This is a genomic window from Micromonospora sp. SYSU B005 (genome assembly GCF_055362685.1).
This window is the reverse complement of record NZ_JAXCFU010000004.1, coordinates 1-24713: the sequence shown is the minus strand read 5'-3', so window position 1 is coordinate 24713 and position 24713 is coordinate 1. Positions and strand designations below refer to the sequence as shown.

Annotated in this window: 24 protein-coding genes and 1 tRNA gene; 10 read left to right on the top strand and 15 right to left on the bottom strand. The window is 71.2% G+C overall.

Going from position 1 to position 24713, the window contains the following annotated elements; genetic code table 11:
• Window positions 1-57: 57 nt before the first annotated feature.
• Complete coding sequence (locus SM452_RS11675) at window positions 58-1263, bottom strand: ROK family transcriptional regulator (protein WP_366621789.1); 1206 nt, start codon at window positions 1261-1263, stop codon at window positions 58-60.
• A gap of 124 nt (window positions 1264-1387) precedes the next feature.
• On the opposite strand from SM452_RS11675, the gene SM452_RS11670 reads away from it, so the two are divergent.
• From SM452_RS11670 to SM452_RS11655, 4 genes are all read left to right on the top strand, one after another.
• Window positions 1388-2842 carry a glycoside hydrolase family 3 protein gene (locus tag SM452_RS11670; RefSeq protein ID WP_463839911.1) on the top strand — a complete coding sequence of 485 codons (1455 nt, stop codon included), beginning with the start codon at window positions 1388-1390 and terminating at the stop codon, window positions 2840-2842.
• Window positions 2843-2963: 121 nt separating this feature from the next.
• Entirely contained in the window at window positions 2964-3398 is a 435-nt protein-coding gene (locus tag SM452_RS11665; protein ID WP_355507456.1) for a hypothetical protein, read from the top strand.
• On the top strand, window positions 3395-3877 hold the full coding sequence (locus tag SM452_RS11660; RefSeq protein WP_463839910.1) for a thiol-disulfide oxidoreductase DCC family protein: 483 nt from the start codon (window positions 3395-3397) through the stop codon (window positions 3875-3877). The genes SM452_RS11665 and SM452_RS11660 overlap by 4 nt, the downstream gene beginning before the upstream one ends.
• The gene (locus tag SM452_RS11655; protein ID WP_463839909.1) at window positions 3816-4517 is read left to right on the top strand and encodes a TetR/AcrR family transcriptional regulator; all 702 of its coding nucleotides are present in this window, start codon (window positions 3816-3818) and stop codon (window positions 4515-4517) included. Before SM452_RS11660 ends, SM452_RS11655 begins: the two co-directional genes overlap by 62 nt.
• A 170-nt stretch (window positions 4518-4687) precedes the next feature.
• Here SM452_RS11655 and SM452_RS11650 read toward each other — a convergent pair whose 3' ends face one another.
• The gene (locus SM452_RS11650; RefSeq protein ID WP_463839908.1) at window positions 4688-5353 is read right to left on the bottom strand and encodes a GNAT family N-acetyltransferase; all 666 of its coding nucleotides are present in this window, start codon (window positions 5351-5353) and stop codon (window positions 4688-4690) included.
• A gap of 229 nt (window positions 5354-5582) precedes the next feature.
• On the opposite strand from SM452_RS11650, the gene SM452_RS11645 reads away from it, so the two are divergent.
• Together SM452_RS11645 and SM452_RS11640 are read left to right on the top strand one after the other, a co-directional pair.
• Window positions 5583-5768 (top strand): DNA repair protein, encoded by a 186-nt coding sequence (locus SM452_RS11645; RefSeq protein ID WP_355507450.1) that lies wholly within the window; start codon window positions 5583-5585, stop codon window positions 5766-5768.
• 105 nt (window positions 5769-5873) lie between these two features.
• Window positions 5874-6392 (top strand): hypothetical protein, encoded by a 519-nt coding sequence (locus SM452_RS11640; RefSeq protein WP_262016105.1) that lies wholly within the window; start codon window positions 5874-5876, stop codon window positions 6390-6392.
• Between the two features lie 49 nt (window positions 6393-6441).
• Here SM452_RS11640 and SM452_RS11635 read toward each other — a convergent pair whose 3' ends face one another.
• On the bottom strand, window positions 6442-7179 hold the full coding sequence (locus SM452_RS11635; RefSeq protein ID WP_262016104.1) for a Clp protease N-terminal domain-containing protein: 738 nt from the start codon (window positions 7177-7179) through the stop codon (window positions 6442-6444).
• Window positions 7180-7244: 65 nt separating this feature from the next.
• Here SM452_RS11635 and SM452_RS11630 point away from each other — a divergent pair, with 65 nt between their 5' ends.
• Entirely contained in the window at window positions 7245-8957 is a 1713-nt protein-coding gene (locus SM452_RS11630; RefSeq protein ID WP_463839907.1) for a Na+/H+ antiporter, read from the top strand.
• 27 nt (window positions 8958-8984) lie between these two features.
• Here SM452_RS11630 and SM452_RS11625 read toward each other — a convergent pair whose 3' ends face one another.
• Window positions 8985-11639, bottom strand: a complete 2655-nt coding sequence (locus SM452_RS11625; protein WP_463839906.1) for a DUF4132 domain-containing protein — start codon at window positions 11637-11639, stop codon at window positions 8985-8987.
• Entirely contained in the window at window positions 11640-11948 is a 309-nt protein-coding gene (locus tag SM452_RS11620) for a hypothetical protein (protein ID WP_252449498.1), read from the bottom strand.
• A 112-nt stretch (window positions 11949-12060) separates the two neighbouring features.
• Between SM452_RS11620 and SM452_RS11615 the strand changes: the two genes are divergently transcribed.
• Window positions 12061-13557 carry a sigma-70 family RNA polymerase sigma factor gene (locus SM452_RS11615; protein ID WP_463839905.1) on the top strand — a complete coding sequence of 499 codons (1497 nt, stop codon included), beginning with the start codon at window positions 12061-12063 and terminating at the stop codon, window positions 13555-13557.
• Between the two features lie 45 nt (window positions 13558-13602).
• Window positions 13603-14586: a DUF2804 domain-containing protein gene (locus tag SM452_RS11610; protein WP_463839904.1), complete on the top strand. Its 984-nt coding sequence runs from the start codon at window positions 13603-13605 to the stop codon at window positions 14584-14586.
• Here the strand turns inward: SM452_RS11610 and SM452_RS11605 are convergent.
• From SM452_RS11605 to SM452_RS11565, 9 genes are all read right to left on the bottom strand, one after another.
• A complete protein-coding gene (locus tag SM452_RS11605) occupies window positions 14571-16328 on the bottom strand; it encodes a glycoside hydrolase family 2 protein (RefSeq protein WP_120571356.1) in 1758 nt (585 codons plus the stop codon). The genes SM452_RS11610 and SM452_RS11605 overlap by 16 nt on opposite strands.
• Complete coding sequence (locus SM452_RS11600) at window positions 16325-17653, bottom strand: MFS transporter (protein ID WP_463839903.1); 1329 nt, start codon at window positions 17651-17653, stop codon at window positions 16325-16327. Before SM452_RS11600 ends, SM452_RS11605 begins: the two co-directional genes overlap by 4 nt.
• 138 nt (window positions 17654-17791) lie before the next feature.
• On the bottom strand, window positions 17792-18454 hold the full coding sequence (locus SM452_RS11595; protein WP_120571358.1) for a pentapeptide repeat-containing protein: 663 nt from the start codon (window positions 18452-18454) through the stop codon (window positions 17792-17794).
• A gap of 61 nt (window positions 18455-18515) precedes the next feature.
• Window positions 18516-18698 (bottom strand): multiple cyclophane-containing RiPP AmcA, encoded by a 183-nt coding sequence (gene amcA, locus SM452_RS11590; protein ID WP_120571359.1) that lies wholly within the window; start codon window positions 18696-18698, stop codon window positions 18516-18518.
• Window positions 18695-19831, bottom strand: coding sequence for a cyclophane-forming radical SAM peptide maturase AmcB (amcB, locus tag SM452_RS11585; RefSeq protein WP_120571360.1), 1137 nt, complete (start codon window positions 19829-19831; stop codon window positions 18695-18697). The genes amcA (SM452_RS11590) and amcB overlap by 4 nt, the downstream gene beginning before the upstream one ends.
• Entirely contained in the window at window positions 19828-20169 is a 342-nt protein-coding gene (locus SM452_RS11580; RefSeq protein WP_120571361.1) for a hypothetical protein, read from the bottom strand. Before SM452_RS11580 ends, amcB begins: the two co-directional genes overlap by 4 nt.
• Entirely contained in the window at window positions 20166-20330 is a 165-nt protein-coding gene (gene amcA, locus SM452_RS11575) for a multiple cyclophane-containing RiPP AmcA (protein ID WP_162959157.1), read from the bottom strand. The genes SM452_RS11580 and amcA (SM452_RS11575) overlap by 4 nt, the downstream gene beginning before the upstream one ends.
• A 442-nt stretch (window positions 20331-20772) precedes the next feature.
• Window positions 20773-21657 (bottom strand): phosphotransferase, encoded by an 885-nt coding sequence (locus SM452_RS11570; protein ID WP_120571362.1) that lies wholly within the window; start codon window positions 21655-21657, stop codon window positions 20773-20775.
• 7 nt (window positions 21658-21664) lie between these two features.
• Window positions 21665-23023 (bottom strand): hypothetical protein, encoded by a 1359-nt coding sequence (locus SM452_RS11565; protein ID WP_338044221.1) that lies wholly within the window; start codon window positions 23021-23023, stop codon window positions 21665-21667.
• Between the two features lie 601 nt (window positions 23024-23624).
• On the opposite strand from SM452_RS11565, the gene SM452_RS11560 reads away from it, so the two are divergent.
• Window positions 23625-24347, top strand: a complete 723-nt coding sequence (locus SM452_RS11560; RefSeq protein WP_463839902.1) for a hypothetical protein — start codon at window positions 23625-23627, stop codon at window positions 24345-24347.
• A gap of 202 nt (window positions 24348-24549) precedes the next feature.
• On the opposite strand, the gene SM452_RS11555 is transcribed toward SM452_RS11560, so the two are convergent.
• Window positions 24550-24617, bottom strand: a tRNA-Lys gene (locus tag SM452_RS11555).
• Between the last annotated feature and the right edge of the window lie 96 nt (window positions 24618-24713).

Here is a 24713-nt window from a genome sequence, read left to right as displayed (position 1 = left end):
GAACCCTGGCGCCATGATGAAGGATTCCTTCACATGGCGCCAGGGTGCACGACGCGGTCAGCCGACCGTCGAGCCGAACACCTCGTCGCGTACCGCGTCCAGCGCGGTCCGCAGCGCGCCGCGCAGGATCGGCTCCTCGGTCAGCCCGGTGGTCACCACCCGGGGCCGGACCAGCGTGATCGCGGCGACCTCGTGCTGCACCCGCTCGGCCAGCGCCGCCCCGCCGGCCTGGCCGACCGCCCCGGCGAGCACCACGAGCGGCGGGTCCAGCACCACGCAGGTGCTCGCCACACCGAGCGCCAGCCGCCGGGCCAGCTCGTCGAGCATCGGCCCACCGGCGGTGCCGGCGGCGATGGCCGCGCGGACCACCTCGGCGGCCCGGGCCGCCGCCACGCCCTGCTCCGCCGCGTCCGGGCTGGCGAAACCGTGCTCGGCGGCCACCGCGCGTACCGCGTCGGCGCCGACGAGCTGCTGGAACGCCGGCTTGGCCCGCTTGGACACGTCGCGCGGGATGGGCGCGCCGGGCACCGGCAGGTAGCCGATCTCGCCGGCCGCGCCGCTGCTGCCGTGGTGCAGCCGGCCGCCCAGCATGATGGCCAGGCCGACGCCCGCGTCCACCCAGACCAGCACGAAGTCGGCGGTGCCACGGGCCGCCCCGGACTGCGCCTCGGCCACCGCGGCGAGGTTCACGTCGTTCTCGAACACGACGGGGGTGTCCAGGTCCTCGCGCAGCGCGGCGAGCAGGCCGCTGTGCCAGCGCGGCAGGTTGAACGCGAACGTGATGTCGCCGGTCTGCGGGTCGACCAGGCCGGGGGTGCCGAGCACGACGCGCCGGACGGCGGACAGCTCCGCACCGGCACTGGCCGCCGCCTGGACCACGGCGTTGTGCACCACGCCGACCGGGTCGTCGGTGTCCTTGGTGGACTGCTCGACCCGGCCGGCCACCGCGCCGGTGATGTCGGCGCACGCGGCGACCACCCGCTCCGCGCCCACCTCGACGCCCACCACGTACGCGCTGCTCGGCCGGACGGCGTAGAGCTGGGCGTTCGGGCCCCGCCCGCCGGCCTGCTCGCCGACCCGGGCGACCAGGCCGCGCTCCTCCAGCCGCTCGACGAGCTGGGACGCGGTGACCTTGGACAGCCCGGTCAGCTCACCGATGCGGGCCCGGGTCAGCGGGCCACGTTCGAGCAGCAGCTCCAGCGCCGCACGATCGTTGAGCGCCCGCAGGAGTCGGGGGGTGCCGGGCAGCCGGGTCGCACTCATGCCGTCGTCCTCAATTTTCAGTAAAGTTTTCTAACCACAAAACGCCTGCCGAGGGGCGCCCGTTAGCGTATCGGCCACCCCCATCCGCGGAGGTCGGACGACCCGGCAGGGAAAGGGGATACTCGTGGGTCTGGATCCAGGACTGCGCCGGCTCGCGCTGGGCACGCTGCTGGCGGCGTACCCGGGACCGGTCCCGCCGGACTGGGCGGTCGACCTGCTCGCCGAGGGGCTCGCCGGGCACACCCTGTTCGGCACCAACATCCACGACCCGGCCCAGGTGGCGGCGTCCACGGCGGCACTGCGCGCCGGCCGCCCCGACGTGATCGTCGCGATCGACGAGGAGGGCGGCGACGTCACCCGGCTGGCGCACGCCACCGGCAGCCCGTACCCCGGGAACGCCGCGCTCGGCGCGGTGGACGACCCCGACCTGACCCGCCGGGTGTACGCGGCGATCGGCGCGGAACTGGCCGCGCTGGGCATCACCGTCGACCTGGCCCCCACCGTCGACGTGAACACCGCCGACGAGAACCCGGTGATCGGCACCCGCTCGTTCGGGGCGGACCCGAAGCGGGTCGCCGTCCACTCGGCCGCCGCCGTCGCCGGTCTCCAGTCGACAGGTGTGGCCGCCTGCGCCAAGCACTTCCCCGGGCACGGCGCCACCGTCGCGGACTCGCACCACGAGCTGCCCACTGTCGACGTGCCGCCGGCCGTCCTGCGGGAACGCGACCTGCCGCCGTTCGCCGCCGTGGTGGACGCGGGCGTCCGCGCGGTGATGACCGCGCACATCCGCGTGCCGGCGCTGACCGGCGACGGCCCGGCCACGTTCAGCCGCGCGGTCCTGCACGACCTGCTGCGCGTCGAGTACGGCTTCACCGGCGCGGTGATCACGGACGCGCTGGAGATGAAGGGTGCGGTGCTCGCCGCGGGCGGGGTCGGCGCGGGCGCGGTCCGGGCCCTGGCCGCCGGCGCGGACCTGCTCTGCATCGGCGCCCGGGTGGACGCCGAGCTGGTCGAGTCGGTCGCCGCCGAGATCGTCGCGGCGATGGCCGACGGACGGCTGGCGCGCGAGCGGGTCGAGGAGGCGGCCGGCCGGACCGCCGCGCTCGCCGCCACCACCGGCCCCGCCGACGCCCCGCCGCCCGCCGCCGACGGCCTCGGCTACGCCGCCGCGCTGCGGGCGGTACGGGTGGAGGGCGACCTCGTCCGCGACACCGCGCCGCTGGTGGTGCAGGTGCACGCCACCTCCACCATCGCCGAGGGGCGGGTGCCGTGGGGGCTCGGCCCGCACCTGGCCGCCGGGGTCGAGCAGGCTCGCGCGGTGGCGGGCGAGACCGACCCGGAGCAGTTGCGGCGGCTGGCCGGGGACCGGCCGGTCGTGCTGGTCGGGCGGCACCTGCACCGGCTGCCCGGCGCGCGTGAGCTGGTCGAGGCGCTGGCCGCCACGCATCGGGTGACTGTGGTCGAGATGGGCTGGCCGGGCGCGTGGCGGCCGGCGGGCGCGCGCGCGTTCGTCGCCACCCACGGCGCCAGTCACGCCAACGGCCGGGCCGCCGCCGACGCGCTCGGCCTGACCGCCTGACCCGCACCTCCACGCGGCCCGCTGCCCGGAAGGGCGGCGGGCCGCTCTCTTGAACACGTTCAAAATCTGTCGTACGCTCAGGGCGCCAGTGATTTGAACACGTTCAAGAGAGGCTACGGGGATGGACGTGAAGGTCTGGATGTACCTGGCCTACCTGACGGTGAGCATCGGCCTCACCGTCTGGGTGGCACGGGCACTGTCCCGCAACGGGCTGGTTTTCCTGCAGGACGTGTTCGCCGACAGCCGGCTGGCCGAGGCCGTCAACAGCCTGCTGGTGGTCGGCTTCTACCTGCTCAACCTCGGCTACGTCACGGTGGCGATGAAGGAGTCCGGTCCGGTCGGCGACACCAGCCAGGCGCTGGAGCAGCTCTCCATGAAGGTGGGGTTCGTCCTGCTGGTGCTCGGCGCGCTGCACTTCTTCAACGTCTTCGCGCTCGGCCGCTACCGGCGCGGCCGCCTGCGGCAGCAGGCCACTCACCCGCCGCTGCCGCCGGTCAGGATGCTCCCGCCGCAGGGCGGACCGGTACCGGCGAGCCCGAACCCGCCGGCCCGGTGACGTCCGCCCCGGGCGGGCACCCGCAGGATCCCACCGGGCACGGGGCCGGTGGGATCCGCGGGTTCACCGTCCTGTTCGACGCGGACTGCCCGATGTGCCGGGCCGCCCGGCGCTGGCTCGCCTCGCGCGCCCAGCTCGTACCGCTGGAGTTCGTGCCGGCCGGCTCCGCCGAGGCCCGGCGGCGCTTCCCCGGGCTGGACCACGACGCGACGTTGCGCGACCTGACGGTGGTGGCCGACACCGGCGCGGTCTACCGCGGCGACGGCGCCTGGTTCGCCTGCCTGTGGGCGCTCACCGAGCATCGCGGTACGGCCGAGCGGCTGGCCCGTCCACACCTGCTGCCGCTGGCCCGCAAGGTGGTGGCGGCGGCCTCCGCGGTCCGCGAGCGGATCCGGGAACCGGGATACGGTGACGACGATGACCGAGCAGAGTGCGCCGACGACAGCTGCGGGTGGGCAGGGGTCGACGGCCCGGGGTGAGCAGACCCGCCAGCTGATCCTGGACACCGCGATGCGGCTGTTCCGCGAGCGCGGATACGCCCGCACGACGATGCGCGCGGTCGCCCAGGAGGCGGGCGTGGCGGTGGGCAACGCCTACTACTACTTCGGCTCCAAGGAGCACCTGGTCCAGGAGTTCTACGCGGGCACCCAGCGTGAGCACCGGAAGGCGGCCGATCCGGTGCTCGCCCGGGAGCGCGACTTCGGCCCGCGACTGGCCGGGGTGCTGCACGCGGGCATCGACGTGCTGAGCCCGTACCACGCGTTCGCTGGTGCCTTCTTCAAGACTGCGGCCGAGCCGACCTCGCCGCTCAGCCCGTTCTCCGCCGAGTCGTCGGAGCCCCGGGACATGTCCGTCGCGCTGTTCCGCGAGGCGCTCACCGGGTCCACCGTCAAGCTCGACGAGGAGCTGCGCGAGGCACTGCCCGACCTGCTCTGGCTCGGCTACATGGGGGTGGTGCTCTACTGGGTGCACGACCGCTCGGCGGGGCAGGTGAAGACCCGGCAGCTCATCGACGGCGTGGTGCCGCTCGTGGACCGGCTGGTGGGGCTGTCCCGGCTGCGCGTACTGCGGCCCGTCACCCGTCAGGCGCTCGCCCTGATCCACACGCTGCGTCACTGACCTCGCCGCCGCGCCTGCCAGCGATTACGCAGGTCAGAGTCCGTAACCGGACAGTGGCACACCCCTTGTTGACCACCGGCACTAACACATAGCGTTACCGATGTCGGGGCCTGGGGGAGAGCAGCGGACCGTGGATCCGGCCCGGGATCCACGGTCCGCGCCAGGCCGGCTCAGCGGGGGAACACGCCGAACGCGGTGAGGCCGCGATCCGGGAACCCGGCCGCCTCGGCCACCCGGCCGGACGCCGCGTTGCCCGGGTCGTGCAGGTAGGTGGGGATCGCCCCCTCGTCGAGCACCCGGCGGGCCGCCTGCGCGACCAGCCGCCGGGCCAGGCCGCGCCCGCGCGCCGCCGGCACCGTGCCCACCGCCAGCTCGTGCCCGTACGCGTCGTGCCGCTTGATCCCCACGCCGGCCTGGTACGCACCGTCGGCGCCCCGGACCACCAGCACCTCCCTGTCGAACAGCCGCAGCCACGGCGGCAGCCCGGGCAGCGTGGGCGGCACCCACTCCCCCACCTCCGGCAGCGGCGCCGGGTCGGTGCACCAGCGAAAGACCGAGGTGTGCGCGATGAACTCGGGCGTGCCGACCGCGCCCGGCAGGTCGGGCAGCCACTCCCCGAGCGGCCGGTCGCGCACCAGGGTCCGGACCGCCTCGACCCGGTCGGCGGCCACCGAGAGGACGGTGCTGCCGTCCGCTGTCACCGCGACGGCCGGGCGCAGCCGCCCGTCCCAGGCCGGGCGGGCGCGGCGGTAGGACCGGACCACGTGCAGCCCGGGGCCCGCCGGCCACTGCCCCAACCAGGTCGCCAGATGAAGGAAGACCCGCCGGTCGAGCACGTGATCATGGTACGCCGGGAAGCCGCGCCCGTGTCCGCCGAATTCCGCGATCGCGCCGGGGTTGAGACGTGCGGCCGATGGGTAGAGGGTCGGCACGCCAGCGACGGACGCCGATTCCTGCCTCCGCCACCGGCCGCAGGAACTCCGGCGCTTCACGGAACCGAAGGCATCGACCCTGCGTCATATTCATTTTCATACATGGACAAGTTTCTCTGGGACGGTAGTGGTCATGCCTCACGAACCGAATGACCGATTCCAGCAGGACCCGGAGCGCGGCTGGCGGGCCGCCGCAGACGCCGGACGGTTCCCGGCGCAGCCGGCGTACCGCGAGGCCCGTGACCGGGGACTCTCCTGGGCCGAACTGAACGCGCAACCGGCAGGCACCGCCTCCTGGCGTGGCCTCACGACGCTCTGAGGGCGGGCGGCGACACACCGGCCGGGCGGCGTACCGGCCTTCGCACACCTGTGCGGTAGCGTCTTGTGGTCCGATTTCCGGCCTACGACAGGAGAAGCTCCGCGCATGGGCAAGAAGACGATCCACGTCTCCGACTTCACCGGTCAGGTGCTCAGCCCCGACGACGAGGTGGTCAAGGTCGTCGTCCTGGAGCACCCGGACCTGGTCGCCGGCCCCGTGCAGCTGGACGCCACCGCGGTCGAGGTGGAGAGCATCGACGACGCGGCGCTCGACGTCGCGGTGGTGGAGATCTACGACCGGCACGGCCACGGTGAGCCGCGCCGGGTCGTGCTGACCGCCAGCGAGTTCGACGCGATGGCGACCGACGTACCGATGGCGCAGCTGCTGCGGACCGCCGAGCGGGTCAAGCCGCCCAAGGCCCGGCGCGCCACCGAGAAGATCGACTACGGCACCATCGAGCACGCCGGGCGCCCGCACCGCGGCCGGGTCACCGAGGAGGAGGCCCGGCTGGTCCGGGAGCACCTCGACGAGGTGAACAAGCGCCTGGCCGACGCCGGCATCCGCCAGGTCGACCCGGCCGACCCGGAGCACGCCGCCCGGTACGGCTTCCCCGTCGCCGGCTGACGGCCCGGACGCCGGGCACGCGCCCCCGTGACGCGTGCCCGGCGCGGGGTCAGGCCCCTTTCCGGCTGATCTCGGCGAGCGCCGCCTCGAACGCCGACTCCAGCGCGGACTTCTCCAGACCGAGACCGCGCAGCACGCCGTCGTCGCCCTCCTCCTCCAGCAGGGCGAGCAGGATGTGCTCCGTACCGATGTAGTTGTGCCCCATCCGCAGCGCCTCCCGGAACGTCAGCTCCAGGACCTTCTTGGCCCGCGCGTCGTAGGGGATCAGGTCCGGGACCGGGTCGGCCTTCGCCGGCAGCGTCGCGGTGACGACCTCCCGCAGCCGCTCCAGGGGTACGCCGTTGGCCACGATCGCCGCGGCGGCCAGCCCCTCCGGCTCGGCGAGCAGCCCGAGCGCGACGTGTCCCGGGGTGATCTCGGCGTTGCCCGCGGTCCGCGCCTCCTCCTGCGAGGCCAGGACCACGTTGCGGGCGCGCGGGGTGAACCGGCCGAATCCCGAGTTCGGGTCGAGCGCGGCGGCGGTCTCCGCCTTGGCGGCGGAACGCTTCTGGGCAGCCTGCTTCGTCACGCCCATGCTGCGGCCGATCTCTGTCCACGAGGCGCCGGAGCGGCGCGCCTGGTCGACGAAGTGCCCGATCAGGTGGTCGGCCACGTCGCCCAGGTGGTCGGCGACGAGAACGGCGCCGGCCAGTTGGTCGAGCGCGTCGGTGTGCGCCTTCTTGATGCCGTCGATGAGGTCGTCGAGTCGTACCGGATGGGTCATCTTGAGCGGTTCGGTCTCCTCCATGCGTCAACCATAGGTTGACGATCTCGGGGCCGTCAACCCTCGGTTGACGGTGCCGTCCGCGTCGCATGATGATCTCGACGCGGGTACTGTCGGTCGGGGTGAGCACCCATTCGACACTGCTGTTCGTGCTCGCCGCCGTCGCGGTCGTCATCGCCGTGCGGTGGGTGGCCTCCCGGACCGGTCTGCCGGCAGCCGCGCTGCTGCCACTCATCGGCATCGCGTACGCGCTGCTCCCCGGCCCCAACGTCGGCCTCGACCCCGACCTCGTGCTCATGGTCGTGCTGCCACCGCTGCTCTACAGCGCCGCGCTCGACTCCTCCCTGCTGGACATCCGCCGCAACCTGCGGATCGTGGTCAGCCTCTCCGTGGTTCTGGTGCTCCTCACCGGACTGCTCGTGGGCGTCGGGTTCCACCTGTTCGTGGCCGGCGCGACGCTGGCCGCAGGCATCGCTGTCGGCGCCGCGATCGCCCCGCCCGACCCGGTCGCCGCCCTGGCCGTGGGCCGCCGAGTCAACCTGCCGCCGAAGATGGTCACGATCATCCAGGGCGAAGGGCTGCTGAACGACGCCACCGCGCTGACCATGCTCAGCGTCGCGGTGGCCGCCGCCGTGGGCGGCACGTTCTCGTTCCCCGCCGCGATCGGGAAGTTCGTGCTGGCGGCAGCAGGCGGCATCGCGGTGGGCGTGGTCGTCGCCCGGGCGAAACGGCTGGTCCGGCCGCTCACCGCGGACCCGCTGCTGTCCAACGCGATCTCGCTCGCGACACCGTTCGTGGCGTACCTGCTCGGCGAGGCGCTGCACGTCTCCGGCGTGCTCGCCGTGGTGGTCGCCGGCCTGATCGTCGGCCACCAGACACCGCAGTTCGGCTCCGGGGCCGCCCGCCTCCAGACCAACGCCGTGTGGCGGCTCGTCGACTTCCTCCTCGAAGGCTTCGTCTTCCTGCTGATCGGCCAGCAGCTCCCCGCCGTCGTGCGGGGCCTGCGCCAGTACGAGACGTCGACAATCGTCATCGCCGTCGCCGTGTCGGTCGGCGTGGTGCTGCTCCTGCGCCCCGCCTGGCTGATCCTGACCCAGTGGCTCCCCCGGTCGCTGCACACCCGGCTCGGCGGCGTCGCCGAACAGGACGACACCGACGACCCTGACGCCGCACACCGGCTCGGCGGCGTCGACCGCAGGGAACGCGGCCTGACCGCCCGCGAGGTGGTGGCCCTGAGCTGGTCCGGTACGCGTGGCGTGATCAGCCTCGCCGCGATCTTCACGCTGCCGTTGACCACCCGCAACGGAGACCCCTTCCCCGATCGTGACCTGCTGTTGTTCTGCACGTTCGTGGTCGTCCTGGTGACGCTGGTCGGGCAGGGCCTGACGTTCGCGCCGCTCGTGCGGATGCTCGGCCTGCGCGCCAACGAGGCCGACCAGGCCCGGGTACGCAACGAGGCCCGCTCCGCAGCGGTCGAGGCCGCCCTGGCCCGGCTCGACACCGTCGCCGCCGAGGAGCCGGACAGCACTGTCGCCGTCGACACCACGCGGGCCCAGTTGCAGACCCGGCTGGCCCGCTACCGAGGGCGGCTCGACCTGATCCAGCAGAGCGGATCGTCGGAGCTGCCCACCTCACCGGAGTACGAGACGGCGCTGCGGGTCCGCCGGACCGTCCTCGAAGCGCAGCGCGAGGAGTTGCTGCGGTGGCGCGACTCCGGCCGGCTGCCGGACGAGGAACTGCGCGTGCTGGAACGCGAACTCGACCACGAGGAGCTGTTGCTGCCGAAGCGGGCACCAGGCTGACCCTGGGCCCGGCGCCCGCCGGCTGCCTCACAGCTGGCGCAGGATCACCGGATCCTTGATCTTCTTGTCGGCGGCCAGCAGCAACGCCTTGCTGATGATCTCGGTGAGCCGGCTGTCACCCTCGAAGGGGAGGTACATCTCCGGCTCCTTCGCCTTCGCCGAGTCCGGGATGATGCACAGGTACCGCTCGTCCGGTGCGATCAGGATGTTGCCCGAGCCGCAGTGAATGCGGTACGTGTGCAGGTCGCCGCGTACCTCCAGGAACCTGTCGGTGAGCGTGCAGCGATCGGCGATCGCCAGCCGGGGAATCAGGTCGGCCAGCACGTCCCGGCGCGTCCGGGCGGTGGGAGTGAGGTCGCCGAAGCTGTTCCGCGCCCAGTAGTCGCGGTACCGGCCCGCTGGGCCGCCGTCGTACCAGTCCGGGTCGGATCCGACCCCGGCCGCGGCCACGAACAGGTCGACGTCGCGCATCACCTCGCTCAGCACGACCGGCGGAACCTCCGCCAGCGGAACCGGCAGGCGCTCTCCCCGGACGAAGAACAGCTGGTCGGTCCCCATCGTGTCGAACACGAGGTCGTCGCCCCGGTCCTCGATTCCGGCGACACCCAGTTCGGCGCGCAACCCCCAGTCCGGGAGAGCCAGCCGGGGCAGGTTGTACGAGGCCCCGTCGTTGCGGTGCTGGACGTACGACCAGCCGCGCCGGGACAGCAGCGCGTTGAGCCGGTGCTGACGCACGATGTGCGCGGCGAACCGGTTGGAGTACGTCCCCGTGGCCCGCTCCGCGTCGGTGAGCAGGTACTGCTCCCGGTGTGCCTGCTTGAACGGCTGGGTGATCTCATGCCGGGCCAGGAAGTCCCGCCACGGCCCCACCGCGTCGGGGTCGAGCACCGGATGCCACAGCCGGACCGTCGCCTCGTCGGCCGGCTCGACCACTGTGTCGTCCACTGTTCGCAGCGCCTCACCGGCCCAGCAGCAGGCAACGCCGTCGACGGTCCAGACGAGACGCCGGGCCAGGGTACGGGCCAGCGGATGGTCGAGGAACCGTTCGCGCCACTGCTCGACGGTCCACGAACGGTCGCGCCGCAGGAGCCCTTCCAGCCGGTCGCGGGTGGCGACGAGCGTGGCGGCGACGTCAGCGACCGTTGCCTTCAGCTCCTTCACCTCGTCGCCGTGTTCCTTGCGCACCTGCGCCGGAGGGGCCTTGACCACCTTGCCGTCGGCGTTGCGCCACACCAGTAGGGCGTCGACGCCGCGCACCTCCAGCTCGTACGAGCAGTCGCCCAGCTTGTCCGCGAGCGGCAGCCCGAAGCCGGGCAGGGCCATCTCCTCGACGTCCTCCCGGCTGACACCGCGCGCCTCGGCGTGCCGGGTCAGCCCCTTCTCCACCAGGCGCAGGGTGCTCTTGTAGGTCAGCCGCGAGGACAGCCGCGCCAGCTGGGCGAGCGCGGCCGGGTGATCGGCGTCGACGAGCGCCGCCACCGCGACGTTCGCCAGTTTCGGGCTCGCCGGGCCGTGGCCGGAGATCTTGCGGGCGGCCCGTTCCGCGATCTGGCCGAGGCTGCGCAGTGTCTGCTCGGACGGCGGGCACATCGTCCGCGTCCAGATCAGTCCCCACAGCAGCCCGACGTTGTAGCGGTCGATCATCCGTGGTGGCATGTCCTTGATGTGGCCGGGGCAGCATGTGGTCATGCGCAGCGGCAGGCGGCGCGCCTGCCCGACGAGCGGGAGCCAGTCGTCGAGCCGGGCGGTGAAATCGTCGACGCCCACCGCGTCGAGCAGCGACCGGGCCTGCTTGCGCCAACCGGCCGTCGGCTTCGCCTTGTCCACCTCGACCCGACAGTGCGCCAGCAGCGCCTCCCACGCGGACCGGCGATCCGCCGGCATCGCCTCGATGTCCGCGACGGCGCGGTCGGCCCACTGCTCACCGACGTTGGGGATCGGCCACATCCGGTCGGCCTCGTCGCTGATGTCGCTCAGCGAACGTTCGAGCCGGGTCCGGCGCCAGGTCGCCAGCGCCGCCGGATTCGTACGCCCGGCCGCCGCCGTCGCCTTGATGGACTCCCAGGTGAAGCCCTGGAGCTGCGAGCTCCAGTAACCGAATCCCAGCCAGGCCTGACCACCGAGCCGATCGAGCCAGACGGCGCCGTCGAGCCCGCCGCCGGAGCGCGCGGCACGGATCAGCTTGCCCCTGCCGTCGCTCTTCTCCCCCGGCACCGTGAGCGCGTCGAACACCACCTGCCGCACCGGCGCCGGTTGTGCGGCAAGGAGTTCTGTCGTCCGGCGCCACGCCTCGCCCCGGGCCCGGTCCAACGGCTTCTCGTGCTGGTACGGCAGGTCCGGCAGACTGTCGATCAGGGTGGAGGCGGCAGCGACCCGCCTGTCGTGATCCGCGTCGTCGCCGGTCAGGTCGGCCACGGCGGCGGCGACCGACTCGACCTTCCGGGTGGCCTCCGGCAGCAGCTCGACCAACGGCGCAGCGAGATCGTAGGGCCCGTGCGGATCTTTGAGCGCAGCGAGCAGCGACGGAGCCGTCCCCGCCGGCGCCCAGCAGCACACCGCCACCACCCGGTCGACGAATTCCTGCTTGCCGGTCTCGTTGAGGTTCTCGGCGCTCGGGCCCCACCATTTCTTGGCGGTGGCGGCCACATCGCGCAGGGCCGACTCGGGGTCGTACGTCGTCATTCAGCCACCCACCAGCGGGACGAGCTTGAGGAAGGTGACGCGGGATCCCGCGTGCAGGCGGACCTTCTCGTCCAAGGCGGTGACCTGACGGTCGTCGACGAGCACCACGAAGGCGTTGCGGCCGAAGGCGTCGAGCGTCGTCCGGGTGCGCTCCTCCGGATCGGCGTCCACGCCGGACTCGGCGATCTCCAGGAACACCCGGCGGCGGATCAGCTCGTCGAGACGTACCTCGTCCTCGAAGACCTTCATGGTCCACACCGGCCCGCTCGGCGCCCCGGTCACTTCATCGGCGATTGTGATCATCGGCATGGCGGAGAAGATAGCGCTCTCCTCCGACAGCGCACGCATTTGTGTGACCTGAGCGCGTATCGGACAGTCTCCACGGTGTACGAGATCGTTCCGCGAAGGCGAGGTTGTGAGCGTGTCCTATCACGCGTACCCGAGCAGGGCCGGCATGTCGGCGGTGGTGGACGCGGCTCGCCGCGGCGACCGGGCGGCGATGGACGAGCTGGTCTCGCACTGTCTGCCGCTGGTCTACAACATCGTGGGCCGGGCGCTGAACCGGTCGGCCGACGTCGACGACGTGGTGCAGAACACGATGCTGAACGTCGTACGCGGGCTGGCGGGCGTACGCGAGCCGCGGCTCTTCCGGTCGTGGCTGGTCGCCGTCACCATGAACGAGATCCGCACCCACACGCAGCGCCGGCACACCGCACCGGCGCCGCCGGAGGACATCGACAACGTGATCGACCCGCGCGCGGACTTCGAGGACCTGACCCTGACCCAGCTCCGCCTCTCCGACCAGCGCCGGGAGGTCGTCCTGGCCACACGCTGGCTGGACGACGACCACCGTCACCTGCTGTCCCTCTGGTGGCTGGTCGAGGCCGGCCACCTCACCCGCGCCGACCTGGTCGACGCCCTGAACCTGGCGCCGCACCACGTGACCGTCCGGGTGTCCCGGATGAAGGCGCAACTGGACACCGCCCGGCTGGTGGTGCGGGCGCTCACCGCCCGGCCCGGTTGCGCCGCCCTGGCCGACACGGCCGCCGGCTGGGACCGTCAGCCGGCGCCGGTGTGGCGCAAGCGGTTCGCCCGGCACGTCCGGGACTGCCCGCACTGCCCGGACGCGACGAACGACCTGGTACCCGCCGAGCGGCTGCTGGCCGGCCTGGCGCTCACGCCGCCCCCGGCCGCACTCGCCTCGGACGTCACCCACACGATGCACACCGTCGCCGGCTCGCAGGCCGCCTCGCCCGGCCTCCACGCCGTGACCGCCGGAGCGCGGTCGGGGCTCTCGTTGTCCAAGGTCCTGGTCGGCGTCGTCGCCGCCGTCGCGGTGGCCGGAGGTGGCGCGCTCGTCCTCGCCAACCACAACAGCGAGCCGAAGACGCAGCCGGCGAGTGCGGCAGCCGCGCAGCCCTCGGCCGCGACCGCCGCACCGGCTCTCACGCCCTCGCCGGCCGCGGTGGAGCCGTCCCCGACCGCTGCCCGCCCGAGCCCCACCCCCAGCAGGTCGGCGAAGCCCAGCAAGTCGCCCAAGCCGACCCCGTCGTCGTCGCCCTCCAGGTCCGCCGCCACGTCCACCGGCCTGTCCGCCCCGGAACGCCGGCTGCTGGTGCTGCTCAACGAGCGGCGTCGCGCACTCGGGCTGAACGAGGTCAAGCTCGGCGCGGCGCAGCACCGCGAGGCGGAGTCCTGCGTACGGCAGAACCTGAACGCCGGCAGCGGGTTGAAGCACTGCGGGCACGAGGTGCTGTTCGCCTCGTCGGGCAACTCCTCGCCGGAGCAGATGATCGAGGCCTGGTTCAACAGCCCCGGGCACAAGACGGCGCTGACGTACGCCAGTTCCCGCTTCGCCGGCCCGGCGATCGTCTTCAACGGCAGCCGCCAGGTCGCCGCCATCAACATCGACTACTGAGGGCGGGCTCGGACCACCGTCGCGGGCGGTCGCTACGCTCCCCCGATGACGCACGAGAAGGAGATCGTCGAGCCGGTCGACCTGTGCATGCCGGACGGGCGACTCAACCCCGCCGCGATCGGCTGGACCCGCCGGCCGCTGCACCGGGCGAACCTGCGCGGCTGGGGAAGAGCCAAGCGCTGGGAGTACTGGGGGATCGTGACGCCGACCCACATCGTCGGCCTCGTCGCGTCGTCGCTGGACTACGCCGGGGTGCACGGCGTCTACGTGCTCGACCGCGCCACGAAGGTCGAGACCGGCAAGGACGTCGTCGTGGTCCCGTTCGCCCGTGGCGTCGTCATGCCGCCGGTCAGCGGCGCGGGCACCGTGTGCGCACGAGGGGACGGCCTGTCGATCGACATCGGCCAGACCGCCGAGGGCAGCACGATCCGTGCCACCGCACCGGGCATCGAGATCGACCTCGTGGTGCCACTCCCGCCCGGCCACGAGTCGCTCGGCGTCGTGGTCCCGTGGAGCACGCGACGGTTCCAGTACACGGTCAAGGACGTCGGCCGCCCGGTGCGCGGCTCGCTGCGGGTGAACGGCACGACGCACACCGTGGCCGAGGACGACTCGTTCGCCGTGCTCGACCACGGCCGGGGCAAGTGGCCGTACGCGATCACGTGGAACTGGGCGGCGGGCAGCGGACCGGACGTGTCGATCCAGCTCGGCGGCAAGTGGACCGACGGCACCGGCTCGACCGAGAACGCGCTGTTCACCGGCGGCCGGCTGCACAAGCTCGGCGCCGAACTGCGCTGGAGCTACGACCGCAGCGACTGGCTGCGGCCGTGGCGGATCAGCGGTGATCGGGTCGAGGTGGAGTTCCACCCGTTCCACGAGAAGGTCTCCCGCACCAACCTCGGCGTCGTGGCCAGCGAGACCCACCAGTGCTTCGGGCACTTCTCCGGCTGGGCCCAGGCGGACGACGGCGAGCGGGTGGCTCTGGACGGCCTGGTCGGCTGGGCGGAGGAAGCTCAGAACCGCTGGTGACGCAGCTGGGCGTTGACCTGCCGCACCACGTCCTCGGGAAGCTTGACCACGCGCCGGTCGTAGGTGAGCAGACCGTTGAGTTCGTCCTCCACGTCGGACAGCTGGGTGTAGACGGTCGCGCTCAGACCGGCCCGGATCGCGGGCACGATCTGCTCGGTGTGCAGCCGCGTGAACGCCTCCGCCAGTTCCTCGGCGCTGCGGCACCGCCGGTAGCCGAAATCCTTGCGGCTGAACGCGTGCCCGTCGACGCGCAGGTTGTAGCCGCCGTACTCCGACAGCACCAGCACCCGGCGGTCACCGCGTCGCCGCGGCACGCGGAACCGGCGGAAGTAGACGTGCAGGCTGCGCAGGTCGCCCCCGCGCTGGTCATGCCAGCCGCTGGCGTGGTCGACAGTACGGGTGCTGTCGAGTTCGGCGACGTCGCGGGCGATCCGGGCCGCGTCGAACTGCCCCCAGCCCTCGTTGAAGGGCACCCACACGGCGAGGCTCACCACGTTGCGCAGATGCTCGACGGTGTCGCGCAGCTCGGCCCGGAACCGGTCCCGTCCGCCTGCGTCGGCACGGCCGAACCAGCGCCGCCACCGGCCCCGGTCGGGCAGCCGCAGCGGCGTCACCGCGGGCGCGGTGACGACCAGCGGGTGGTAACCGCTGCCGCCGTTGACCATGTCCTGCCAGACCAGCATCCCCAGCCGGTCGCAGTGGTAATACCAGCGCAGCGGCTCGATCTTGATGTGCTTGCGCAGCATGGTGAACCCGAGCCGCTTCATCGTGGCGATGTCGGCGATCATCGCCTCGTCGGAGGGCGCCGTGTACATGCCGTCCGACCAGTAGCCCTGGTCGAGGATCCCGGCGTGGAAGTACGGCCGGCCGTTGAGCAGCAGGCGGGGCACGCCGTCCCCGTCCGGTCCGACACCGAACGAGCGCATGCCGAAGTAGCTGCGGACCCGGTCCGCGCCCAGCTCGGCGGTCACGTCGTAGAGGAACGGATCCTCGGGGCTCCACTGCCGTACCTCGGGGATCGGGATGCGCACCGCCACGCCGACCGGCGCGGTGGCCTCGGCCACCGCGATCCCGTCGGCCAGGATCCGGATGCCGGCGTCGCCGGCATCCGCCGTCGCGTGCGCCGTCACCTCGACGCACCCCTCGTCGAGGAGCGGCGTCAGGGTGAGGTGCCGCAGGTGTACGGCGGGCACGCTCTCGGCCCACACCGTCTGCCAGATCCCGGACTGGGCGGTGTACCAGATGCCGCCGCGGCGCAGCCGCTGCTTGCCCCGGGAGTGGTGGCCGGTGTCGCTGTCGTCCTGGACCGCCACGACCAGGACGTTGGCGTCCTCGCGGAGCGCGTCGGTGATGTCGCAGGTGAACGGCAGATACCCGCCGGTGTGGCCGCCGACCGGGACGTCGTTCAGGTAGACCTGGCAGGTCTGGTCGACCGCGCCGAAGTGCAGCAGCAGCCGAGAGCCGGCAGCGTGGAAGCCCGCCGGCAGGGTCAGCGGACGGCGGTACCAGAGCGTCTCGCCCGGCTGGAGCTGCCGCCCGACGCCGGAGAGCGCGGACTCCGGGGAGAACGGAACGATGATCTCCCCGTCGTAGCGTTCCGGCTCGGCGGGGGAAGCGGTGATCGCGTACTCCCACCGGCCGTTGAGGTTCAGACAGCTGTCCCGGGCGAACTGCGGGCGGGGATACTCGGGCAGGACACGCTCCGCGTCGAGCGTGGCACCCCATGGGGTCAGCAGCGTCATGCCCGGGCCTCCCGCTCCCGCCGCCGCAGCGCCACGGCCGGCACCGCGATGAGGACCAGCACTGCGAGCGCCATGAGGAAGATGCCCGGCGTCGGAACCTGCTTCACCACGCCGAGATCCTCGTAGACCTCGCCGGCGCCGGTGATCACGGCGGCGCCGAGGTAGGGGCCGATGAGCATCGGGACGAGGATGGCGAAGACCATCCGCAGCCCCTGCACATGACCGGCCCGGTCCGGTGGCGAGTGGTCGCGCACGATGGCGCCGATCGGGGCGAGGACCAGCATGAAGCCCGACATCATCACGATCCCGGCGGCGATCACGGGAACCATGCCGCGGGCGAAGAACATCAGGGCCAGGCCGGTGCCGTAGACCACTACCGCCGGCAGCAGGAAGCGCACCTTGCCGACGCGGTCGATGAGCCGCCCGCCGACCACGCTCACCGCCGACGCCGTGACGAGGACGACGGCCAGGACGATCGCGTACCCCTCGATCCGCAGGTACCGCTGGAGGTAGATGATCAGATACGGCAGGAACACCTGCGTGGAGATCCCCCAGATCGACCAGGCCGCCAGGGCGAGGTAGAGCCCCGGGTTGGCCCGGACGGCGGCCGGGCGCAGACCGTGGACGACGGCGCGCAGGTACCCGCCCTCGTGCCGCACGACTGACGGGCTGTCCTCGACCAGGAACCAGGCCAGCACCCCGGCCACCGCCATGATCGCGCCGACGATCACGAAGAACAGCTGCCAGTTCCCGGCGCGGGCCAGCCCGTCGAACCCGCCGAAGATCACCAGCATCGAGACCAGCGGCATGACGGCGAGCACCGACTCGACCCGGCCGCGGTTCGCCGGCTCGGTCACGTCGGTGACCCACGCCTGGAACGCCGCGTCGTTGGCCCCCGAGCCGAGGAAGGACATCAGGCAGTCCAGCGTGACGACCGCGATCGCCGTGACCAGCACGACGTTCGCCACGGGCGCGATGTCCTCCACGAAACCCACTGTGAGGAAGCCGAAGGCGGCGGTGGAGACGCCCCACAGCAGGTAGCCGCCGGCGATGAACGACCGGCGCCGGCCGGTCCGGTCGGAGAGGGCGCCGAGCAGCAGGGTGGCGACAGTGGCGGTCACGGCGCTGGCGGCGACCATCGTGGCGATCACGTTGGGGTCGTCGGTGATCGTGTCGTACACGAACAGGTTCAGGTAGATGTTCTCGATGGTCCAGGCCATCTGCCCGACGAGGCCGAGCACGATCAGGGCGGTCCAGACCCGGGGGCGCAGGCCGGCCGGACCGGCCGAGGTGGCCGGGGTGAGCACGCTCCGGGTGGTGGACACGACGGCCTCCTTCGACGGATCAGAATATGATCTATTCCGTCCGGCCGTCGATGGGTCCGGGGTCTGCCACGCCGCCGCTGGAGAGCGGGCACGACGAAAAGGCCCTGGTACGGAGTAGCCGGACCCTGGCTTTCGTCATCAGTCTTTGCGGACGGCGAGGTTGAAGGCGGCGATGGTCAGCTGGGCGAGGTCAGGAAGTTGGCCCTCGCCGAGCGTGACACCGCGCAGGTTGTCCAGCGGCGCCTTGAGGCCGTGGAGCCGGCTGCCCCGCAGGTCGGCCCCGTCGAGGAGGCAGGAATCCAGTTCCAGACCGGCAAGATCACATGACCGCAGCGCGATCCGCGGTAGTCGGCAGGAAGACCACGCGCCGTTGGTGAGAGCGCAGTCGGTGAACGCGACCGAGGCGGCGGCGGTGACGCGCTGAAGTGTGGCGTAGTCGAAGCGGCAGCCGTCGAACAGAACATCCTTGAGGCGTACGTCGGTGAGTCTGGTGCCGGTGAACCGGGAGCCGGTGATCGCGCAGCGTTCGATGGTGATGCCGGTCAGGGTCGCGCCGGAGAAGTCGGTGCGGGTGATCTCGCAGCCGTAGAGGCTGCCGGCTTCCCAGGTGCTCTCGCTCAGGTCTACGCCGGTGATCAGGCTGCTGCGGATACTGGCGTCCTCAAGGTGCGAGCCGCGCCACGCCGCGCCGTTGACGAGGGCCTCGATGAGGCCGTCGGCCAGGTCCGTGGTGGTGTCGAGGTCGTCCGGTTCGAGGTCCGGCAGCAGGATCTTCAGGTCGCCGATCGTGGTGGTGCGCATGTGTCCTCAACCTGTGTGGGCGCGGGGTGGGCACGCCACCCCGCGCGCCCCGTGGCTGGGGCTACTTTTTCTTGTTCCAGTTGTCCCAGCCGGGTCGACTGTCGAACTTACCCTTGTTCGCCCAGGTCGGGCGGTTGTCGAACCTCGCCGCGTCGATCGCCGCTATCGACCGCTGCGGGTCGACGCCGAGGCGGGCGAGTTGCTCGGGTGCGGCGTTGACGAGAACCGCGAGTGCGTTGGTCATGGTGCTCCTCCTTGAGGGGTGAGGTGATCTGCGGCGGCGCGGACGAGGGCCTGGCGGGTGGTTCGGCAGTAGGTCGTTTCTCGGGCGGTGAACGTGGCGTGCTCGAAGTAGCGGTTGCCGGCCTGGGCGCCACGGCAGAAGTCGTAGAAGGTGCAGTGGTCGGCGCAGTCGTTGAGGGCAGTGACGAACTCGGCGACGTAGTCCAGGTCGGCGGCGCGGGCGAGCATGGCGGTGATCGGTTGATGGAGGACGTTGCCGGCGATGAAGTCGCCGTATCGCGGCTCGGTGATGCCGAGCAGCTCCGGTGACAGCAGCACCACCTGCCCGTCCCAAGAGACGGTCGGGATCGGCTCGTACGGCGCCTGGTCGATGTGTCCGACTCGGGTGGCGGCGAGGTAGTCGGCGAGCCGGTCCACGTCGCGGATCCGCAGTGGGCTGCCGCCGACGCGACGTGCGATGAGGCGCTGCCAGAACCGGTACGCGGCGTCCTCCGACACCGGTGCCCGGTCGGCACCCTCCTGCTCTTCGAGGTTGAAGCCCACCGACTCGCAGCCGGGCAGGCCGGTGAAGAAATCGACGAGGGCGTCCGCGTGGTCGATGGTTTCCGGGGTGACCACACAGATCACCGAGTACCTCAGCCCCGTGTCGGCCAGCATCTGCATGCCGCGCAGAGTCCGGGCGTCCGTCGGGTTGCCGGCCCGGTCGAGGCGGTTACGGTTCAACGCGCCCGGTCCGTCGATGCTGACCCCGACCTCGAAACCGTAAGCGGTGAACAGCTCGCACCACTGGCGGTTGATCAGCGTCGCGTTCGTCTGGATCTCGTGACGCACCAGCCCCGCGCGCCGCAACTCCTCGAACGGAGTCAGCAGCTCCCGGAACAGCCCGATGGGTGTGGCGGTGGGTTCACCCCCGTGCCACACGACACTCACTGGATGACTGCTGTCCTGCTGGGCTATCGACTCGGCGCAGGCATGCGCGACCGCGCCGCTCATCAGGCGGAGGGATCGTCGGTCGGGCAGGTAGCAGTAGGTGCAGTCGAGGTTACAGAAGCTCGTCGGCTGCACGACCAGGGTGTGGAAGCCGCCGGCGATCGCCGGTTGGCCGGTGGGCTTGATGAGGCCGATGCCGTTCACGAGGGGGCCTCCTCGATCCTGAAGTCCGTGGGGGTACTGACGCGGTAGGCGTGCCGGGCCGGCCAGCCGAGGAACCGGTCGAACATGTCCCCGGCGCTTCCCGTGACGCTCGGGTTCAGCCGGTGCAAATCGTCGATCGCGTCGTGCAGGCAGCCGGCCAGGTAGAGGAACAGGCTCACCGGCACTTCGCGGTACTCGGCCAGGAGCGCGAGCTTCGCTGCGCCGCAGGGCCACGGCTGCCCGCACCGGCGGCACAGCCATAGCGGGCGCATCGGCAGATGCTCCACCTCGGCTGGCGCGAGCCGGTTGACCGCGAGACGGCGCTGCGGCCCGGTCATCGGCGACCGCCCTCGCGGGCCTGCTGCTCGAACCGCCGACGCCACACGAAGGTGAGCAGCGGCGGATCAGCGGGCCACACCTGCCCCGGCGAGGCCGTCATCCTGGGCTCGGGGTGCCGGGACTGGCTGGCCATGGCGTTACGCGAGACGTAGACCGTCATGCCGCCACCCCCACCAGGGACGATGAGCGGCGGGCTCGCCGGGGGAATGGCGAGCCCGCCGCCGCATCACGGCGGCTGGGAGCAGACCGCCGATCACCCACCCGCGCAGCCCTCATGGCGGTACGCGAACGGGGATTCATCCGTACGGTCGACGGAGTGTCCGGCGCGAGCACTTGCCGGTGCGTCGGGTCGCATTCCGACCTGTCGCCGATCGACACGTCCATCTAGGGCTCCCTGGCGTGACATTGCCGCTGACCCGCCGACGCCATGGGATCCGGATCGTCCTGGACCGTTCCGCCGACGTGTTCCTGACGTCCACGATCGCGGGCGGCACGGGCCCGAGACAGACCCAGCGTGGTGGGCCACGGTGGGCCTCACTGTGGTCGGCCCCGACCGATGCGAGGAAGACAGGCGGTACTACGCCGTCCTTACGAGATTCATTTCAGAGGATGTGCCAGCGGCGGAGTTCCGGCCCGCCGTGGACAAGTCCTGCAATCCGGTGGTGCACCTCGTCGGCGGCCTCGGTCCCGGGGCGGGACTTTCGGGCGTTGGTAGCGATCATCTGCAGCTCGCGAAGCTGGCACAGCTCCTCGAACCCCGGCCAGCAGGTGGCATCCCAGCCGTAGGCGGCGGTGAAGCCGGCGAAGGCATCGGAGCCGGGCGGATCGAACCGGCGGCAGTGGACAGCGACCGTGGCGATGTCCCACTCGCGGGGCCCAAGGGCGGCGCCGTCCCAGTCGGCGAGTACGGGCGTGCCGTCGAAACGCCGGAGCGCGTTGCGAATCTGCGGATCTGACTGGATCAGGCTCGTGCCACGGGGAAACCGCATCGCCTCCCAGCCGGCGGCCAGCGCCTCGAGCCGGCCCAGCAGCAGATCCTGTTCCTTGCCGTTCAGGATCTCCGAACGGGTCACGGATAGCTCGATGCCATGGATCGGCCGCAGCACGGGCAATGGCAGCTGCGGAAGAGGCAGGGAATGCAGATCCCGGAGAAGGCTTCCGAGCTCGGAGACGGTGATGGGATGGTCGTGTGCGGGGTCCAGACGCTGCCAGACAGTGACGGCGTGCCCGCCCACCTCCAACGGCTGGGACAGGCTCGGGTGAAGGCCGACCGTGGGGAAATCTCGGTCCACCAGCCAGTCGACCACGGCCACCATCGCGCGCACCCGGTCCAGGTGCTGGTCGCCAGGGGCGATCTTGATGACGACGTCCCCGACGGCGTAGACGGCGTTGGTGTGGTGCCGCAGCAGAGCCGCGTTCGAGTCGGCGTAGCCGAGGAGACGACATACCTCGGCGAGCACCGGTCGGGTGCGCGCCTCGACGAACATGGGGCTCCTAGGGACCGAGTGCGGCTGTGGCCCCCAGCCTACGGGCGCGCTCGCGGCAGGCCCGTATGTAGTCCGTCAAGGTGGCGACCTCACCCCGCTGGCTCTCTCCAGGAATCGCCGTGGTCACGTCGCTGGCCCGGGTCAGGATGATCTCCGTCCGCTGCGTCTCGGGCAGGTCCGCGACGGCGTCACGCGCGGTTACCAGTGCCTCGGTCACCCGCCGATCCCGCGCGAGGCACATCGACCGGTCCAGGGCAATGAGCGCCGCATCGATCGGCACGGCCGGAGCCGTGCCGTAGAGCCGCAACGCCTCGTCCTGGACCCGGTACGCCTCCACCGTGTCACCGAGCCAGGTGTACGCACCGGAGAGGTAGAACAGCAGCCGCTTCGCCGGGAACCTGAACGCCACGTCGGTGTCCTCGTCGCCGGCCTGATCGAACAGCCGGCGTGCCTGATCGACGGCCGATCGCGCCTGCTCGGTGGCACCGATTCTGGCCAGGGCACGAGCCCGGCCCGCAGCCGCCAGGGCACCCGACGACGACGCGACCGACGTGGCCGCCAGAGCCGCATCAGCCAGAGCGACGGTCTGGGCGGGATCCCCGAAGTAGTACGGCAGCATCGCCGCCTGGGCGCGCACGAGCACCCTGAACCGAGCCTCCCCGCTGTCGTCCGCCGCGTGGATCGCTGTGCCGTACCACCGTCGAGCCTCGGCGACATCCCCAAGCCTCATCAACGCGTCAGCGCACATCGTCGCCAGCAGCGCCGCCACCCCGGACAGCCGGGCCTGGACCGCCGCCGGCTGGCGCCGAAGCGACAGCATCTGCACCTCTCGGCAGTCGGCGGCCAGCAGCGCCAGCATCGTCTGTGGCGAAGCCGAGGGATAGACCCGCAGGTGCTCGCCAGCGCTTTGCTCGATCAGCTCAAGCTGCCGAGGGGCGACACTCGACGCCGCCAGAGCCTCGTCCAGTCCCAGACGGAGTCTGACCAGACCTCCGGCCTCGTTGCTCCCCATACGGGCAGGCGACCGATCCGCTTCACCGGCCACGGTCTCGATGCTGACGTCACGCGGCATAGTGCTGTCCTCGGCGCGGCCAAGCCCCATGGCCGGACGCGGAATGTGAAGACCCACGGCGATCCGTTCCAGCACCTCGTACGCCGTGACCTGCCGGACGCCTTTGGCGATCTCCGTAGCGCGGTGAGGCGAGAGGCCTACGAGAGCGGCGATCCTGCCGTAGGACACGCCTCGGGAGTGAAGGAAGCGGAAGACCGCAGTGATGTCGCGCCGCTGAAGAAACTCGCTGATCGGTCGGCCGTTCCACAGCCCCGAACTCCACCACTCGGGATCCACCTGCGCGGCCACGACCACCTCCGATCGGACGACGACCACCTGACAGCACAACGCATCCGCGCCAACACATCAAGTCAATGACGGTCGAGTCGACAGCCCAACCAGAGTCGACGCTCGGGGTGGCATCCGGAAGACCCACGATGAGCCCTCAGCGTGTCCCCTCCTGGGATCAGCGCAGGCTCCGGAGCGCCATGACCTGTCCAGCCCGAGCCTTGTCGCCGGTCTGGGACGGAAGCGAGTGATGCAGATGAGGGAAGAGCCGTCTATCAATAATCCGTCGCAGCCCAGCAGATGGAGCAGATCTATAGGCTCCCACCAGGCAGAACGCCCGCAAGGGGTGGAGGCCTCGAGTCGAGCTGCCCCGGCCCAGTCACACATCCATTGGCATCCATCGTTGCCTGACATAGAGTCACTGGCTAGTCACATTGAGCGCAAACGACCGGGCGGCGACTTGCGGATGATGACCAACACCCACAGAGCCAACTGCGCAAACGCCCAGAGGCCGGGCTGCACATGCTCCGGCTGCGGGGGCTCCCAACATGGCTGGCAAGGATGGACATCTCTGGCCGCCGACCGGCCAGAGAAGCGTGACGACCGGCGGCGTGAACTCAAGGAGAAGGTGGAGGAAGACAGACGATCCGGACGCCAGAAGTTCAACGCCCACAACCGGGAAATCTACTTTGACCTCGCACGCCTGGACATCACCGACTACCTGTGGGCCGCCGACGGCCGAACCAGAATCAACGGCCGACTGCCACGCGATGTTGAGCCAACATGGATGTCATCAGACCTTGGCCGGATGGACACCCTTGCCCACCAGGTCATGGAGAACCCGTGGGACGAGATCTCAGCCGGCATAGACAGCCTCGTCCGGAATGAGGCTGACGCCAGGGAGGTCAAGAAGCGCCTGGCTGATCACACATGGTGCGGCCTGCTGGTGGCCCTGATCCAGTTGATCGAAAAGATCAACAAGACCGTCGAACTGCTGACGGATACCGCCAAGCAGTTCATCACCGACGCGTTGTCGCGGCGGTTCGATTCGGGGCTGCCCCGGCTGGTGACCGACGCCGTCATCCGCCTTGTCGTGGACAAGGTGTGGTCAGCCCTGGCGAGGCTGCTGGAAGCTCACTTTCCCCTCCTCGGAACAGACACCCTGCGCGTCTTGAGGATGCTGGCCATCTTCACCTGCCCCTCGGTCGAACACCATCCAGAGGTCTACAAGCACGCCGTCCGGCCGCTCATGGGCGACGGGCACGAGATCATCACGGACGAGATCAAGACGCACGTGGTCACCTTCTTCAGCGCGTGGTGGCGGCGGCGCGCCCCGGAAGCTCTGGCCTGACGCGCCCCGGACACGCCCGGCCCCATCAAGCCCGGAAAAGAACCAGCGGTGCGCGCCGGACGTACACGAGACCCGCGTTCAGTCCGGGCAACACCGGCCCGGTCCAACGGCTCCCGAGCACCCACCGAGCCACCACCCACTCTCGGCGTACGCGAAAAAGGCCCCGACCCGGTGTGAACCACCAGGCCAGGGCCTTGCTCGTTGGTGCGCCGCCAGGGACTCGAACCCCGAACCCGCGGATTAAGAGTCCGCTGCTCTGCCAGTTGAGCTACAGAGGTTGAAAGGCTGACGTCCGTCGGCGTGTCTGCGTGATCTGGGTCGATGTGGGCGGTAGGTCGGAGGCATGAGGTATCCGGCTGGTGGTGG

Coding starts and splice junctions, on each gene's coding strand:
- SM452_RS11675 (WP_366621789.1), bottom strand. CDS start 1,263: ATGAGTGCGACCCGGCTGCCCGGCACCCCCCGACTCCTGCGGGCGCTC.
- SM452_RS11665 (WP_355507456.1), top strand. CDS start 2,964: ATGGACGTGAAGGTCTGGATGTACCTGGCCTACCTGACGGTGAGCATC.
- SM452_RS11655 (WP_463839909.1), top strand. CDS start 3,816: ATGACCGAGCAGAGTGCGCCGACGACAGCTGCGGGTGGGCAGGGGTCG.
- SM452_RS11645 (WP_355507450.1), top strand. CDS start 5,583: ATGCCTCACGAACCGAATGACCGATTCCAGCAGGACCCGGAGCGCGGC.
- SM452_RS11640 (WP_262016105.1), top strand. CDS start 5,874: ATGGGCAAGAAGACGATCCACGTCTCCGACTTCACCGGTCAGGTGCTC.
- SM452_RS11635 (WP_262016104.1), bottom strand. CDS start 7,179: ATGGAGGAGACCGAACCGCTCAAGATGACCCATCCGGTACGACTCGAC.
- SM452_RS11630 (WP_463839907.1), top strand. CDS start 7,245: ATGATGATCTCGACGCGGGTACTGTCGGTCGGGGTGAGCACCCATTCG.
- SM452_RS11625 (WP_463839906.1), bottom strand. CDS start 11,639: ATGACGACGTACGACCCCGAGTCGGCCCTGCGCGATGTGGCCGCCACC.
- SM452_RS11620 (WP_252449498.1), bottom strand. CDS start 11,948: ATGCCGATGATCACAATCGCCGATGAAGTGACCGGGGCGCCGAGCGGG.
- SM452_RS11610 (WP_463839904.1), top strand. CDS start 13,603: ATGACGCACGAGAAGGAGATCGTCGAGCCGGTCGACCTGTGCATGCCG.
- SM452_RS11605 (WP_120571356.1), bottom strand. CDS start 16,328: ATGACGCTGCTGACCCCATGGGGTGCCACGCTCGACGCGGAGCGTGTC.
- SM452_RS11595 (WP_120571358.1), bottom strand. CDS start 18,454: ATGCGCACCACCACGATCGGCGACCTGAAGATCCTGCTGCCGGACCTC.
- amcA (WP_120571359.1), bottom strand. CDS start 18,698: ATGACCAACGCACTCGCGGTTCTCGTCAACGCCGCACCCGAGCAACTC.
- SM452_RS11580 (WP_120571361.1), bottom strand. CDS start 20,169: ATGACCGGGCCGCAGCGCCGTCTCGCGGTCAACCGGCTCGCGCCAGCC.
- amcA (WP_162959157.1), bottom strand. CDS start 20,330: ATGACGGTCTACGTCTCGCGTAACGCCATGGCCAGCCAGTCCCGGCAC.
- SM452_RS11570 (WP_120571362.1), bottom strand. CDS start 21,657: ATGTTCGTCGAGGCGCGCACCCGACCGGTGCTCGCCGAGGTATGTCGT.